The organism is Nonomuraea mangrovi (assembly GCF_042681425.1).
GTDB lineage: Bacteria > Actinomycetota > Actinomycetes > Streptosporangiales > Streptosporangiaceae > Nonomuraea > Nonomuraea mangrovi.
The window spans coordinates 113,809-128,433 of the sequence record NZ_JBHUFV010000041.1; the positions used below are offsets into that span (position 1 = coordinate 113,809).

A 14,625-nucleotide genomic window follows, 5' to 3' on the forward strand; every position below is an offset into this window, starting at 1 on the left:
TTTGCCCCTCGCCAGACGATCGGTATATCGCCACATCTGGACTTTAGATCAAAGAGAGGGCTCATGACCGCCGAGAAGACCGAGCGCCCGTTGCTGCAGTTCGCGGCACCGCGCCGGGCCAAGCCCGCGAGACATCTGGCGGACCTGACGATGCCCGAGCGCCGCGCGGCCGTCGCCGAGCTCGGCGAGAAGCCCTTCCGCGCCGACCAGCTCTCGCGCCACTACTTCTCGCACCTCACCACCGACGTCGCGGAGATGACCGACCTTTCGGCCGCCGCGCGCGAGAAGCTGTCGGTGCTGCTGCCACCGCTGCTGACCTCCGTGCGCGAGCTGACCACCGACGCGGGCACCACCCGCAAGACGCTGTGGCGGCTGTTCGACGGCGCGCTGGTCGAGTCGGTGCTGATGCGCTACCCGGACAGGGTCACGATGTGCGTGTCCTCGCAGGCGGGCTGCGGCATGAACTGCCCGTTCTGCGCCACGGGGCAGGCGGGGCTGACCCGCAACATGTCCACGGCCGAGATCGTCGAGCAGGTCGTCTCGGGGGCGAGGGCGCTGGCCGCGAACGAGGTCCCCGGCGGGCCCGGCCGGGTCAACAACGTGGTCTTCATGGGCATGGGCGAGCCGCTGGCCAACTACAAGGCCGTGATCGGCGCGGTGCGCCGCCTGGTCGACCCCGCGCCCGACGGGCTCGGCATCTCCGCGCGCGGCATCACCGTCTCCACGGTCGGCCTCGTGCCCGCGATCAACAAGCTCGCCGACGAGGGGCTGCCCGTCACGCTCGCGCTGTCGCTGCACGCGCCCGACGACGAACTGCGCGACAGCCTGGTGCCGATCAACACCAGGTGGAAGGTGCACGAGGTGCTCGACGCGGCCTGGGCGTACGCGGCCAAGACCAAGCGGCGGGTGTCGATCGAGTACGCACTGATCAAGGACATCAACGACCAGGAGTGGCGGGCCGACCTGCTCGGCAAGCTGGTGAAGCACAAGCTGGTGCACGTCAACCTGATCCCGCTCAACCCGACTCCTGGATCGAAGTGGACGGCCTCGCGTCCTGAGGACGAGCGGGCGTTCGTGCGCCGCCTGGAGTTCCACGGGGTGCCGGTGACCGTTCGCGACACCCGCGGGCGCGAGATCGACGGCGCCTGCGGCCAGCTCGCCGCGGCCGAGTAGCCATCCCGTACGGCCCGCCGGTCGGTGGGGTCAGTCCTCCAGGCCGAGCCGGCGCGCGGCACGGATGGCCAGCCACACCTCGGTGAAGGCCGCGCTGGACGACAGGTCGCGCCCGGTCAGCTCGGCGAACCGCCGCAGCCGGTAGGCCAGCGTGTTCGGGTGCACGTGGAGCGCCGCCGCCGCGTCCTCGGTGCGCCGGTCGCGCTCCATCCACGTGCGCGCGGACGTCAGCAGCCGCGAGCCGTGCGCGGAGTCGTAGGCGATCACCTTTCCCAGGACGTGCTCCACCAGCGCGGTCAGCACCCACGGGTCGTCCTGCAGCCACCTGCCGGTCGTGTCGTCGCCGTAGTGGACCAGCGCTCTGCCCGACTCGGCGGCTCTGGAGGCCGCCCACACCGCCTCCCGCTGCGCCACCCGCATCGGCTCGCCAGGGGTGAACGGCCTGGACACGCCGGCCGCCACTCCGGGGAGCTCGGCTACGGCGCCGGCGAGGTCGGGGGCGCCGAGCACGTAGCGGTCGTCGCCGCGGCGCAGCATCAGGTGCGGGGCGTCGTCGAGGGCGCGGCGCAGCGCCTCGTCGGTCACCCGGCGGACCGCGAGCAGAACGATGGGCGCCTCGAGCCCCATCCTGGCCAGCCGCCGTCGCGCAGTGGCCGGGTCGAGCACGTCCTGAAGGAGCTCGGACAGCGTCTCCGCGCCCTCTCTGCGCAGCGTCTCCCTCTCGTGCCTGACCATGGCGACCTGCAACGCGGCGACGGTGGCGATGTGCTGGACGACGGCCAGGCCCGCGGGCCGCGCGCCCTCGCGCTCGAAGGCGACCAGGAACCCGGCGGGCCCTCCGGGCGACGGCACGGGCAACACGAATCCGCCGGGGATGGTCGGCGGCGCGTCGGGCGCGGAGGGCAGCACGTCGAGCGAGGGCACGGGCACGCCGGGCAGCAGGGGCCTGCCCTGCGGGGTGCAGAGGAAGACCTCGTAGCCGCTCAGCCGTTCGAGCCGCCTGAACAGGGTGGCGTGGTCGAGGTCCTCCGCGGCCAGCCAGCGCAGCGCGCCGAACACCTGCAGCTGGGCTCCGAGCCGTTGCCTGGCGTCCTCCTGTACGGCCGCGGCCACCTCCTGCGCGATGGCGATGAACGGCACCGCCAGCGGCACCTCGAGGACGGGCATGCCGCGTTCCTCGGCCGCCTCGAAGAACGCGCCGTGCAGCGGCGGCATGTGCAGCTGCGCCGACAGCGCCAGCGCGGACACTCCCGCGTCGTCGAGCCGTTCGAGGTAGGCCCGCTGTTTCGCGGCGGTGCGCGGCACGCCCAGCCCGGTCGTCATGATCATCTCGGCGCCGAGCAGCCACGGCGTCGGGTCGTCGAGCTCGCTGACGTGCGCCCACGACACCGATCGCGACAGGCCCGCCTGACCCGCGAGGAGGCGCAGTTGCAGAGCAGGGGAGCGGAGAAGATCCTCGACCGAGACCTTTGTGGCCATTCACAAAGAGTATGAAGAACTTCATGACCTGCACAATTGTTCCTCGTGGCGGCGCCCCGCACACTCGTGCAAACAGCAGCCTCGAGAAACGGAGACAGGACATGCCCAGGGGGCCCGTCGACTCCTCCAGCACCCCGCGCTTCGCGGGGTTCGCCACCTTCGCCCGCCTGCCCCGCCTCGACGAGGTCGAGCACGCGGACGTCGCGGTCGTAGGCGTGCCGTTCGACAGCGGCGTCTCCTACCGGCCCGGCGCCCGTTTCGGCCCCGCCGCCGTGAGGGAGGCCTCACGGCTGCTGCGGCCGTACCACCCCGGCCTGGACGTCTCGCCCTTCGAGCGGCTGCAGGTCGCCGACGCGGGCGACATCGCCTGCAATCCTTTCAACATCGGCGAGGCGGTGGAGACCATCCAGCACGCGGCCGCCTCCCTCGACAGCAGGCTGGTGACGATCGGCGGCGACCACACGATCGCGCTGCCGCTGCTGCGCGCCGTGGCCGCGAAGCACGGCCCGGTGGCGCTGCTGCACTTCGACGCGCACCTGGACACCTGGGACACCTACTTCGGTGCGGAGTACACCCACGGCACCCCGTTCCGCAGGGCGGTCGAGGAGGGCATCCTCGACACCGAGGCGCTCAGCCACGTCGGCATCCGCGGCCCGCTGTACGGCAAGCGCGACCTGGACGAGGACCGCAGGCTCGGCTTCGGCGTCGTCACCGCCGCCGACGTGCTGCGCCGCGGCCTGGACGAGGTCGTCGACGCGCTGCGCCAGCGCATCGGCGACCGTCCGCTCTACGTCTCGGTCGACATCGACGTGCTCGACCCCGCGCACGCGCCGGGCACCGGCACCCCGGAGGCGGGCGGCCTGACCAGCCGCGAGCTGCTGGAGATCCTGCGCGGACTGGCAGGAACGAACCTGGTCGGCGCCGACGTGGTCGAGGTCGCCCCCGCCTACGACCACGCGGAGATCACCTCCGTCGCCGCCTCCCACGTCGCGTACGACCTGATCAGCCTGCTGGCCGTGAAGGAGAAGCCGTGAGCCGCCGGGAAAGCCTCACCGAGATCGAGACCTACGGCGTCGACCGCATCCCCGACGCCGACCGTAGCGCCCGCCCCATCGACCTGTTCAGGCTCGCGTTCGGCGGCGCGAACACCTTCGCCACCTGCGTGCTCGGCGCCTTCCCCATCCTGTTCGGCCTGTCGTTCTGGCAGGGACTGGCCGCCACCGTGCTCGGCCTGGTGGTGGGCGCGCTGATCCTGGCCCCGCTGTCGCTGTTCGGTCCGCTCAACGGAACCAACAACGCGGTGTCCTCCTCGGCACACCTGGGAGTCCACGGCCGGATCGTCGGCTCGTTCCTGTCGCTGCTGACCGCGATCGCGTTCTTCTCCATCTCCGTGTGGTCGTCGGGCGACGCGCTGGTCGGCGGCGCCCACCGCCTGGTGGGCCTGCCCGAGAGCGGGCCCGCCTACGGCGTGGCGTACGCGCTGTTCGCGAGCCTCGTGCTGATCGTCTGCGTGTACGGCTTCCGCTTCATGCTCTTCGTCAACAAGATCGCCGTCGTGGCCGCGTCGCTGCTGTTCGTGCTGGGCGTCTTCGCCTTCGCCGGCGACTTCGACCCCTCCTACGCGGGCACGATCGGCCCCGGTGACCCGCTCTTCTGGCCCTCGTTCATCGGCGCGGCGCTGATCGTGCTGTCCAACCCGGTCTCGTTCGGCGCCTTCCTCGGCGACTGGTCGCGCTACATCCCGGCCGAGACGCCGCGCTCGCGGGTGATGGCCGCGGCCTTCCTCTCGCAGATCGCCACCATCCTGCCGTTCTTCTTCGGCCTGGCCACCGCCTCGGTCATCGCGGTCAAGGCGCAGGAGTACGTCGACCCGGCCGCGCCCAACTACGTCGGCGGCCTGCTGGCCATCTCGCCCGCGTGGTACTTCGTGCCGGTCTGTCTCATCGCTCTGGTCGGCGGCATGTCCACGGGCACCACCGCCCTGTACGGCACCGGCCTGGACTTCTCCAGCGTCTTCCCGCGCTTCTCCCGGGTCCAGGCCACGGTGTTCATCGGCGTGCTGTCGATCGCCTTCATCTTCGTCGGCCGCTTCGCCGCGAACCTCACCCAGAGCATCTCGACCTTCGCAACGCTCATCATCACCTGCACGGCGCCGTGGATGGTCATCATGATGCTGGGCTACGTCACCCGCCGCGGCTGGTACGACGCCGAGGCGCTGCAGGTCTTCAACCGCCGTCAGCGCGGTGGCCGCTACTGGTTCACCCATGGCTGGAACTGGCGCGGCATGACCGCGTGGCTGGCCTCGGCGGCGCTTGCCATCCTGTTCGTCAACCTGCCGGGCCAGTTCGTCGGCCCGCTCGGTGACCTGGCAGGCGGCGTGGACATCTCGCTGCCGCTCGGCCTCTCGGTCGCGGCCGTGCTCTACCTCGCCCTGCTGTTCGCCTTCCCCGAGCCGCGCGCCGTGTACGGTCCCGAGGGCCCGCGCCTGGTCGGCTCGACCGACGCGCCCGTCCCGCCCATCGTCTCCGCCGACGCGGGGGTGCTCAGGTCCGAGGCGCCGCTCGTCGGCTAGCGTGGCGGGCATGGCGCTCGACGTCCGCCCGATCGGCCGCGAAGACCGCGAGATCGTCCTGCGCGTGCTCGCCTCCCGCTGGGGCGGCCCGCTGGTGGTCGGCCACGGCGAGGTGATGGACGCGGGCTCGCTGCCGGGCCTGCTCGCCCACCTCGACGGAGACCTGGCGGGACTGCTCACCTACGCGCCGCGCGGCGACGCGTGGGAGGTCGTCACCGTCGACGCCCTCATCCCAGGAAAGGGGGCGGCGACCGCCCTGCTCGACGCGGTCAGGCAGGCCGCGCGCGAGGCGGGCGCCGCCCGGCTGTGGCTCGTCACCACCAACGACAACACGCACGCGCTGCGCTTCTACCAGCGCTACGGCTTCGATCTGGTCGCCCTGCGCACGAACGCGGTCGACGAGGCCCGCAGGCTGAAGCCTTCCATCCCGGCCGTCTCCGACGGCATTCCGATCAGCCACGAACTGGAGCTCGCCCTCACACCCTGACGTCACGCGATTCACGCACCCCGCCTTTCCCTCGACGAGAACGCGGCAACACGCGGCGGCGCAAGGGGATGTCCGAAAACCGAGAGGTTGCGCGAATGTTGCCAGGTCTTTACGTCGTGCAGTTGTCATGACATATTGGCCCAGGCTTTTCGGACACTCTCGGAGGGTTGCGTGAAAAGATCCATTGGCGCTGTCGCGGTGCTCACCGTGACCGGGATGGCGCTCACCGCGTGCGGCCAGTCGTCCTCCGGCTCTGACGCCATCGAGCTGACGATCACCCAGAACGCCATCGCGGGCGGCAAGAACGCCGCCGCCGCCGACCACATCGCCAAGTGGGTCATCCCCAAGTTCGAGGCGGCGCAGAAGGCCAAGGGCAAGAACGTCAAGGTCAAGTTCGTGCCCAGCGGCGTCGACGACGAGCAGTACAAGACCAAACTGGCTCTCGACCTGAAGTCCAAGAAGGGTGCCGATGTCATCGACATCGACGGCATCTGGGCGGGAGAGTTCGCCGAGGCCGGATACATCAAGCCGCTGTCGGAGGTCGTGGGAGCCGAGGCCGACGGCTGGGACGGCTGGTCCCAGATCCCCGAGGCCGTACAGGGGCTGACCACCTACAACGACAAGAAGTACGCCCTGCCGATCGGCACCGACGGGCGCGTCCTCTACTTCAACAAGACGCTCTTCCAGAAGGCGGGGCTGCCCGCCGACTGGCAGCCCAAGAGCTGGCAGGAGGTCCTCGACGCGGGGGCCAAGCTGAAGGCGGCGGGCATTCCCACGCCGATCCAGATCAACGCGGGCACCGCCATGGGCGAGGCCACCTCGATGCAGGGCGTGCTCCCGCTGCTGGCGGGCGCGGGCGGCGAGGTCTACAAGGACGGCAAGTGGTCGGGCGCCTCCCAGCCGCTCAAGGATGCCCTCGGCCTCTACCAGAAGATCTACGGCGGCAGCGGTCTCGGCGACCCCAAGCTCCAGCAGGAGGCCAAGGGCAGGGACAAGTCGTTCGCCGAGTTCGCGTCGGGCAACATCGGCATCCTGATGGAGGGCGACTACTTCTGGCGCGGCGTCGTCAACCCCAAGGACGGCGTGGCCAAGATGGCCGACCGTGACCAGGTCGTCGGCTTCGCGATGATCCCGGCCATGGAGCCGGGCAAGGGCATCCGCGGCCAGGACTTCGTCAGCATGTCGGGCGGCGCGCTGCGCACCGTCAACCCCAACAGCGCCCACCCGAAGGAGGCCTTCGAACTGGCCGCCTTCACCCTCTCTCCCGAGGCGCTGAAGGAGGAGACCAAGTCGAACGTGCGGATCACCCCGCGTACGGACGTCAACAAGGAGATCCTCACGGGCGACCCGCTGCTGATGTTCATCTCCGAGAAGGTGCTCCCGCTGACGGCCTACCGGCCGCCGCTCGCGGTCTACCCGCAGGTCTCGGCCGCGCTGCAGGAGGCCACCGCGCAGGTGGTCGGCGGCACGGCACCCGACCAGGTGGCCACGGCGTACCAGTCGAAGCTCGAAGGACTCGTCGGTGGCGCAGGCAACGTCGCTTCCTGAGAAGGCTCGCTACAGCGCGGACGCGGCGGGTCTGGGCACGCCCAGAGCCGCCGCGTTCATCGCACCCGCGATGGCCCTCATCGCGGTGTTCCTGGTGTTCCCCGCGCTGTGGGTCATCTACCTGGGGCTGACGAACTACCGGCTGACCGGCGTGGCGGCCGCGGAGCCGCAGTTCGTCGGCCTCGACAACTTCGTCAAGGCCATCTCGGACGGAGGCTTCTGGAACTCCGCCTGGCTGACCGTGCAGTTCGTGCTCGGTTCGGCGGTCATCGGCCAGGTCGTGCTCGGCTTCACCATCGCCTGGCTCCTGCGCGACCGGCGCGGCCCCCTCAAGCGCGTGGTCGAGGGCCTGGTCATCCTCGCCTGGATCCTGCCGGGCGCGGTCGTCTCCTTCCTGTGGATCGCGCTGCTCGACCGCGACGGCGGCACCCTCAACGCGCTGCTCGGCCTGCCCGGCTTCGCCTGGCTGCTCGACCACCCGATGCTGTCGATCATCGTCTTCAACACCTGGCGCGGCACCGCCTTCTCGATGATGCTGTACGGCGCGGCACTCGGTAACGTGCCGCCCTCGCACCTGGAGAGCGCCCGCCTGGCCGGCGCCTCGGGCTGGCAGCAACTACGTGACGTGGTCTTCCCCCACATCAGGGGTCACATCCTGACGAACCTGCTGCTGATCAGCCTCTGGACGTTCAACGACTTCACCCCCTTCCTGCTCACCGCGGGAGGGCCCGACCACAAGTCGGAGGTGCTGGCCGTCTACGTCTACAACGTGGCGCTCAAGGGCGGCGAGCTCGGCTTCGGTGCCGCCGTGTCCACGATCATCCTGCTGATCAACCTCGTGGTGGCGATCTTCTACCTGCGGCTGCTCAGGAGGAAGTCATGACCCGCTTCGTCCTCGGCAGGATCGGCTTCTACGCGCTGATCGCCGTGCTGATGGCCTTCTTCACCGTGCCGCTGCTGTGGCTGGCCGCCGCGCCGTTCACCTCGGACCCGACCTACGAGGTCTCGCTGCCGGACTTCACGCTGGCGAACTTCCAGGCGATCCTGGAGCACCCGTACGCGCTGGGCTCGCTGTACAACTCGGTGCTGCTGGCCGTGGGCACGGCCGTCCTCGTCGTGCTGCTGGCGGCGCTGGCCGCCTACGCGCTCAGCAGGGTGCGCATGCCGGGCCGCGACGCGCTGCTCTACGCGCTGCTGCTGCTGTCCTCGATCATCACGGGGACGGCCGCGATGGTGCCGCTGTTCCAGCTGGCCGTCGAGCTCAACCTCATCGACTCCCAGCTCGGCCTCATCCTCATCCTCACCGGCGGCCTGCTGCCCGCGGCGATCTTCATGCTCAAGGACTTCATGGACTCCACGCCCAAGTCCTACGAGGAGTCGGCACGGGTCTTCGGCGCCTCCCCGCTGCAGATCGTCGGCCACGTGGTCGTCCCCCTGGTACGGCCGGGCCTGGCCACGATCGGGGTCTGGGCCATCGCCAACGTGTGGGGCAACTTCCTGATGCCCTACCTGCTGCTGAGCGACGTCGAGAAGCAGCCGGGAGCGGTGATCATGTTCACCCTCTACACCGAGGGCGGTCAGGCCAACCTGCCGCTGCTGTCCACCTTCGGCCTGCTCTACTCCGTGCCGGTGGTGCTCATGTACCTGTTCGTCAGCAAGAAGTACGGCTTCCGCTTCCACGGAGGGATCAAGCGCTGATGGCCGCGATCGAACTCACAGGCCTGACCAAGGTCTATCCAGGCGGCGTGAAGGCGCTCGACTCGCTCGACCTGGTGATTCCCGACGGCGAGTTCTTCGCCCTGCTCGGGCCGTCGGGCTGCGGCAAGACGACGCTCCTGCGCACGATCGCGGGCCTGGAGACCGCCACCGACGGCTCGATCGTCATCGGCGACCGCGACGTCACGGGTGTCCAGCCGGGCGCGCGGGACGTGGCGATGGTCTTCCAGGACTACGCGCTCTTCCCGCACATGGACGTCACCGACAACATCGCCTACCCCTTGCGGATCAAGAAGGTGGGCAAGGCCGCCCGAGCGGACAAGGCGCGCGAGGTCGGCGAACGGCTCGGCCTGGCCCACCTCATGGACCGCCGTCCCGGGCAGCTGTCGGGCGGTCAGCAGCAGCGCGTCGCCCTGGCCCGCGTGATGGCGACACAGGCGCAGGCGTTCCTGTTCGACGAGCCGCTGTCCAACCTGGACGCCAGGCTCAGGCTCGAAGCCCGCACCTTCCTGAAGAAGCTCCAGCGGGAGCTCGGCGTCACCACCGTCTTCGTCACCCACGACCAGGCCGAGGCGCTGGCCATGGCCGACCGGATGGCGGTCATGGAGAACGGGCTCATCAGGCAGATCGGCACCCCCGCCGAGGTGTTCCAGCGCCCCGCCAACACCTTCGTCGCGGGCTTCATCGGCTCGACCCCGATGAACCTGCTCGACGGCGTCGTCAGGGGCGAACGGCTGGAGGTCGCGGGCTGCAAGCTGCCCGTGCCCGCCTCGGCCGAGGGCCGGCTGTCCGACGGCGAGAAGATCGTGTACGGGGTCCGCCCCGAGTACATGACCTACTCGGTCGAGCCCGTCGAGGGCGCCTTCGGCGGGAAGGTGTCGATCGTCGAGAACCTGGGCGCCGCTCACCTGGTGACGCTCGAGGTCGGCGGGGTGATCGTGCAGGTCGTCGTGCCGGAAGGCAGCGAGCCCGCGCTCGGTGCGGAAGGATTCGCGGTGCCCAGGGGTGACCGGGCGCTGATCTATCGCGATGGGGACGTGGTATGACCCTGATCCACGGCCGTTGGAGCCTGGACGACCGGTTGGAGCGGATCCTGCGGGAGCTGCCCTACGAGGTGCCGCCAGGCGCCGAGGGGGTGACCGTCAGGCTGAGCTACGACAGGTCCAAAGGCGTGCTCGACCTGGGCGCCGCCTCGCCGTACGGCTTTCGCGGCTGGTCGGGTGGCGCGCGCGACGAGTACACGATCACCCGTGACTGGGCGACGCCCGGCTACCTGCCGGGCGAGCTGGAGCCCGGCGCGTGGCAGGTGTGGCTGCGGCTGCACAGGGTGCCGCTGGAGGGGCTGGAGTTCACGCTGGAGGTGACCGTCCACCGGCGGGCGCCCCTGCGGCCCACCGAGGAGGAGCCGCCGCCGGCGGTGAAGCCGCCGCGTCGCGACATCCCCGACGTGGAGGGCCTGCGGTGGTACGCCGGCGACTTCCACGCCCACACCGTGCACAGCGACGGCTCGCTGACCATCGCGGAGCTGGCGGCGCTGGCCACCGGCAGGGGGCTCGACTTCCTCGCCGTCACCGACCACAACACCGTCAGCCACCACCCCCACCTGGCGAAGATCCGGGAGATCACGCTGATCCCCGGGCAGGAGGTGACCACCGACCGGGGCCACGCCAACGTGTTCGGCGACGTCGGGTGGGTCGACTTCAGGCAGCCCGCCGACACCTGGGGCGAGCGGGGGCTGATGTCGATCAACCACGCCCTCGGCGGCGACTGCGCGTGGCTGCAGCCGCTGTCCGAGCGGCCGCGGGTGGCGGAGGTCTGGCACTCGGGCTGGTGGGACCGGCGCTGGGGCGCGCCGCTGGCGTGGGCGCAGGCCTGGCGCGACGACGTCATCGCCATCGGCGGCAGCGACTTCCACCGGCACGGCTCCGACGGGCTGCCGGGCGCGCCCACCACATGGGTGCTGGCCGAGGACCCGGGCGCGGTCCTCGACGGCGTGCGCGCGGGCCGTACCGCGGTCTCGGCGGGGCCCGAGGGGCCGTTGCTGCTCAGGATCGGCGACGAGCTGCTGGCCCTCGATGCCGACGGGCTGGTCCTGGTGCGCCGCTCGGGGGCGCGTCAGGTCATCCGCGGCGACCGGGTCCTGGTGCCCGCGGGCGAGGGACCGTTCAGGTTGGAAACCCACGAGAACGAGGTGATGGCGCTGTGCGCGTGACCCAGGAGATCGTCGTCGTCCCGCACACGCACTGGGACAGGGAGTGGTACGAGCCGTTCCAGCGCTTCAGGCTGCGCCTGGTCGCGCTCATGGACGAGGTCCTCGACACGATGGAGCGCGAGCCCGACTACCACTTCACCCTCGACGGGCAGCTCGCCTGCGTGGACGACTACCTCGAGGTGCGGCCGGAGAACCGCGACAGGATCGTCGCGCTGGTCGAGGCGGGACGCCTGGCGATCGGGCCGTGGCAGATCCTGCTGGACGAGTTCCTGTGCTCGGGCGAGACCATCGTCCGCAACCTCGAACTGGGCATGGACAGGGCCGACAAGCTCGGCGGCGCGATGCCAGTCGGCTACCTGCCCGACATGTTCGGCCACACCGCCCAGATGCCGCAGATCCTCAGCCTGGCGGGACTGACGCAGGCGTGCGTCTACCGGGGCGTGCCCTCCTCCGTGGTCACGGACGCCTTCGCGTGGGTGGCACCGGACGGCACGGCCGTGCGCGCGCAGTACCTGCCCGCGGGCGGCTACGGGAACGGGGCCCACCTGTTCGAGGCGCCGGGCCGGCTGCTCGCGCGGGCGGAGGAGTTCGTCGCGACCATGCGGGAGTGGCAGGGCGCGGCGAAGCCGCTGCTGGCGATGTACGGCACCGACCACTCGGCCCCGGTGCGGGGCCTGCCGGAGATGGTGGCGTCGCTGGGCGCCCGCATGGACACCCTGTCCGGCTACATCGGCGCATCGGGCGTCGAGGGGCTGCCCCGCGTCCACGGCGAGCTGCGCTCGCACGCCCGCGCCAACATCCTGCCCGGTGTCATCTCGGTGCGCGCCCACGTCAAGCAGGCGATGGGCAGGGCCGAACGGATGGTCGAGCGCTACGCCGAGCCGCTGGCCGCGCTCTGGGGCCAGTCGTGGCCCGAGCGCTTCCTCGACATGGCGTGGTGGCGGCTGGTCGACGCCAGCGGACACGACTCGGTCACCGGTTGCGGCGTCGACGAGACCGCCCAGCAGGTCGCGGCCCGCATCGCCGAGGCCGAGCACCTCGGGCAGGCCGTCCGCGACATGGTGACCTCGCGCCTGGCCGCGACCGTCCCCTCCGGCGGGGTCCTGGTCGTCAACCCCTCGCCCTTCCCCCGCACCGGCGTGGTGCTGATGGACGTGGCGGGCACCGATCCGCTGGTGGACGCCGCCGGGGCGCCCGTGCCCGCCCAGACGCTCGAGTACGCGCCGACGCTGCTGCTCGACGAGGAGATGGACCCCAGGCTGGCCTTCTCGTTCGTCCACGGCACCGAGCTGTACGGCCAGCACATCACCGGCTGGTCGATCGCCGACGGGGCGCTGATCTTCAGGGTTGCCCGCGAGGCGGCGGGGCCGTTCGACGTGGCGGAGGTGTCGGCGGCGCTGGCGGAGGCGGAGGGCGAGGTCACTCGCGTCCGCATCGTCGCCGAGGCCCGCAGGACCGTCGCCGCCCTGGTGGAGGCTCCCGCCCTCGGCCACACGAGCGTCCGTCCTGGACCTCCGTTCTCCTCGGGGACCTCGGCCGGCGGGCACGGCAGGCCGCCGCTGGGAGGCGGGGTGCGGGCCGAGGGGCAGGTGCTCGACAACGGCCTGCTGCGGGTCGAGGTCGCGGGCGACGGCACGCTCACCCTGACGGGGCCTGACGGCGTGACGATCACCGGCGCGGGCCGTGTCGTCGACGGCGGCGACGTGGGCGACACCTACAATCACGCCCCGCCCGCCCTTGACCGCCTGGTCTCCGAGCCCGAGTCGGTCGAGGTGAGCCCCGTCTGCACCGGGCCGCTTGTCGCCGCCCTCGACGTGCGGCGCGTCTACGCCTGGCCCAAGGGCTCCGACGTGACCGAGGCCGACGGGCCCGCCGACCCGCTGCCCTCCGCCGCCCGCACCGAGGACGTCGAGAGCGTCGTCGTCACCACGCGGGTCGAGCTGCGGGCGGGCGAGCCGTACGTCAGGCTGCACGTGGAGTTCGACAACCGCTGCGCCGACCACCGGGTCAGGCTGCACGTGCCGCTGGCCGAGGCCGCCGGCACGTCCTTCGCCGAAGGCCAGTTCGCCGTCGTGGAGCGCGGCCTGACGGCCGAGGGCGGCTGCGGCGAGACCCCGCTGGCCACCTTCCCCGCCTCGTCGTGGGTGGCCGCCGGCGGCGTGGCCGCGCTCCTGGAGCACGTCACCGAGTACGAGCTCGTGGACGACGAGCTGGCGCTCACGCTGCTGCGCTCGGTCGGCTACCTGTCGCGCAACCGCAACGCCCTCAGGCCCGAGCCCGCCGGGCCTCAGCTCCCGACGCCGGCCGCCCAGTCGAGGGGGGCGCGCTCGATCAGGCTGGCGCTGATGCCGTACACGGGGACGTGGGCGGCGGTCCCGGAGGCGGCCGAGGTGTTCCGGCACGACGTGCTGGCCGTCCCCGGCACGGGCGACGGGGACCTGCCCCTTCCCGAGCCCGCCACGGGGCTCACGGTGTCGGGCGAGGGCGTCGTCATGACGTCGCTGCGCCGCCGCGACGGCTGGAAGGAACTGCGGGTGCTCGCCATGACCGGCGCTGACACGGTGGCGAGGATCGAGGGCGACTTCACCGAGGCCCGCCGTGCCGACCTGCGCGGCCGCCCCGGCGACCCTGTCGACCCCGGCCGCCTGCCGCTGCGCGCCTGGGAGATCGCCACGATCCAGGTGAGGTGAGTGCCGGCGCCGGGGGTCGGCTCGTCCGATCCCCGGCGCGGGGGCGATGTGACGGCGGGAGGCGGAGTCCCGCTGGAGCGCGCGTGAGGGATGGACGGCGGCCGGTGACCATGGTGGCCATGACCCGGCTTGCCGGAAAAGAGGGCAAGTTTTACCGGGTGCCCCAGGAGTAGGTCTGCTTACGCAGTTTCAGGTACACGAAGGACTCGGTGGCGCGGACTGCGGGGATCGCGCGGATTTTGCCGAGAATCTCCAGTAGATGACGATCACCCTCGCACACCACTTCGACAATGACGTCGAAGGAGCCCGCGGTGAGCACCACGTAGTCGATCTCCTCGATCGAGGCGAGCTCGTCGGCGACGCTGTCGAGGTCGCCCTCGCAGTTGATGCCGATCATCGCCTGGCGGGGGAAGCCCAGTGTGAGCGGGTCGGTGACGGCGACGATCTGCATGACGCCGTCGGTCTGGAGCCGCTGCACCCGCTGGCGTACCGCGGCTTCCGACAGCCCGACCGCCTTGCCGATCGCCGCGTACGGCTTGCGCCCGTCCTCCTGCAGCTCCTCGATGATCCGCTTGGACAGGTCGTCGAGAACGACCTGAGCCGGTCGGCCGTCAGCGTCTCTGCGTACCTTGGGCGGGGTCGTCATTGTGTGGCAATCCCTCCTGTGCCGCGCACAGCCTTCGCGCGGTCCTGGTGCGACATGTTGTCAGTTCTGGGCTCACTGTCAAGCGAATTCGTAGCAATTTGA

The 14,625-nt window shown here is 71.0% G+C and carries 12 protein-coding genes; 10 read left to right on the forward strand and 2 right to left on the reverse strand.

Translation table 11 applies throughout. From position 1 onward, the window contains the following. The first annotated feature begins 63 nt into the window (after positions 1–63). Positions 64–1,173 carry a dual-specificity RNA methyltransferase RlmN gene (rlmN, locus tag ACFSKW_RS27740; RefSeq protein WP_379575387.1) on the forward strand — a complete coding sequence of 370 codons (1,110 nt, stop codon included), beginning with the start codon at positions 64–66 and terminating at the stop codon, positions 1,171–1,173. A 30-nt stretch (positions 1,174–1,203) separates the two neighbouring features. Here the strand turns inward: rlmN and ACFSKW_RS27745 are convergent, their stop codons facing one another. Continuing rightward, positions 1,204–2,652, reverse strand: a complete 1,449-nt coding sequence (locus ACFSKW_RS27745; RefSeq protein ID WP_379575388.1) for a PucR family transcriptional regulator — start codon at positions 2,650–2,652, stop codon at positions 1,204–1,206. A 101-nt stretch (positions 2,653–2,753) separates the two neighbouring features. Between ACFSKW_RS27745 and speB the strand changes: the two genes are divergently transcribed. The 9 genes from speB (at position 2,754) to ACFSKW_RS27790 (ending at position 13,877) form a co-directional block, all read left to right on the forward strand. Then, positions 2,754–3,686 carry an agmatinase gene (gene speB / locus ACFSKW_RS27750; protein ID WP_379575389.1) on the forward strand — a complete coding sequence of 311 codons (933 nt, stop codon included), beginning with the start codon at positions 2,754–2,756 and terminating at the stop codon, positions 3,684–3,686. Further along, entirely contained in the window at positions 3,683–5,224 is a 1,542-nt protein-coding gene (locus ACFSKW_RS27755) for a purine-cytosine permease family protein (RefSeq protein ID WP_379575390.1), read from the forward strand. The genes speB and ACFSKW_RS27755 overlap by 4 nt, the downstream gene beginning before the upstream one ends. Positions 5,225–5,234: 10 nt before the next feature. Next, the gene (locus ACFSKW_RS27760) at positions 5,235–5,711 is read left to right on the forward strand and encodes a GNAT family N-acetyltransferase (protein ID WP_379575391.1); all 477 of its coding nucleotides are present in this window, start codon (positions 5,235–5,237) and stop codon (positions 5,709–5,711) included. Between the two features lie 171 nt (positions 5,712–5,882). Then, on the forward strand, positions 5,883–7,259 hold the full coding sequence (locus ACFSKW_RS27765; protein ID WP_379575392.1) for an extracellular solute-binding protein: 1,377 nt from the start codon (positions 5,883–5,885) through the stop codon (positions 7,257–7,259). Continuing rightward, on the forward strand, positions 7,234–8,142 hold the full coding sequence (locus tag ACFSKW_RS27770) for a carbohydrate ABC transporter permease (RefSeq protein WP_379575393.1): 909 nt from the start codon (positions 7,234–7,236) through the stop codon (positions 8,140–8,142). Before ACFSKW_RS27765 ends, ACFSKW_RS27770 begins: the two co-directional genes overlap by 26 nt. Next, entirely contained in the window at positions 8,139–8,957 is an 819-nt protein-coding gene (locus ACFSKW_RS27775) for a carbohydrate ABC transporter permease (RefSeq protein ID WP_379575394.1), read from the forward strand. Before ACFSKW_RS27770 ends, ACFSKW_RS27775 begins: the two co-directional genes overlap by 4 nt. After that, positions 8,957–10,021, forward strand: a complete 1,065-nt coding sequence (locus ACFSKW_RS27780; protein WP_379575395.1) for an ABC transporter ATP-binding protein — start codon at positions 8,957–8,959, stop codon at positions 10,019–10,021. Before ACFSKW_RS27775 ends, ACFSKW_RS27780 begins: the two co-directional genes overlap by 1 nt. Then, positions 10,018–11,187, forward strand: coding sequence for a CehA/McbA family metallohydrolase (locus ACFSKW_RS27785; RefSeq protein WP_379575396.1), 1,170 nt, complete (start codon positions 10,018–10,020; stop codon positions 11,185–11,187). The genes ACFSKW_RS27780 and ACFSKW_RS27785 overlap by 4 nt, the downstream gene beginning before the upstream one ends. After that, on the forward strand, positions 11,178–13,877 hold the full coding sequence (locus tag ACFSKW_RS27790; protein WP_379575397.1) for a glycoside hydrolase family 38 N-terminal domain-containing protein: 2,700 nt from the start codon (positions 11,178–11,180) through the stop codon (positions 13,875–13,877). The genes ACFSKW_RS27785 and ACFSKW_RS27790 overlap by 10 nt, the downstream gene beginning before the upstream one ends. A gap of 151 nt (positions 13,878–14,028) precedes the next feature. Here ACFSKW_RS27790 and ACFSKW_RS27795 read toward each other — a convergent pair whose 3' ends face one another. Beyond that, positions 14,029–14,523, reverse strand: coding sequence for an Lrp/AsnC family transcriptional regulator (locus ACFSKW_RS27795; RefSeq protein WP_379575398.1), 495 nt, complete (start codon positions 14,521–14,523; stop codon positions 14,029–14,031). Positions 14,524–14,625: the final 102 nt, after the last annotated feature.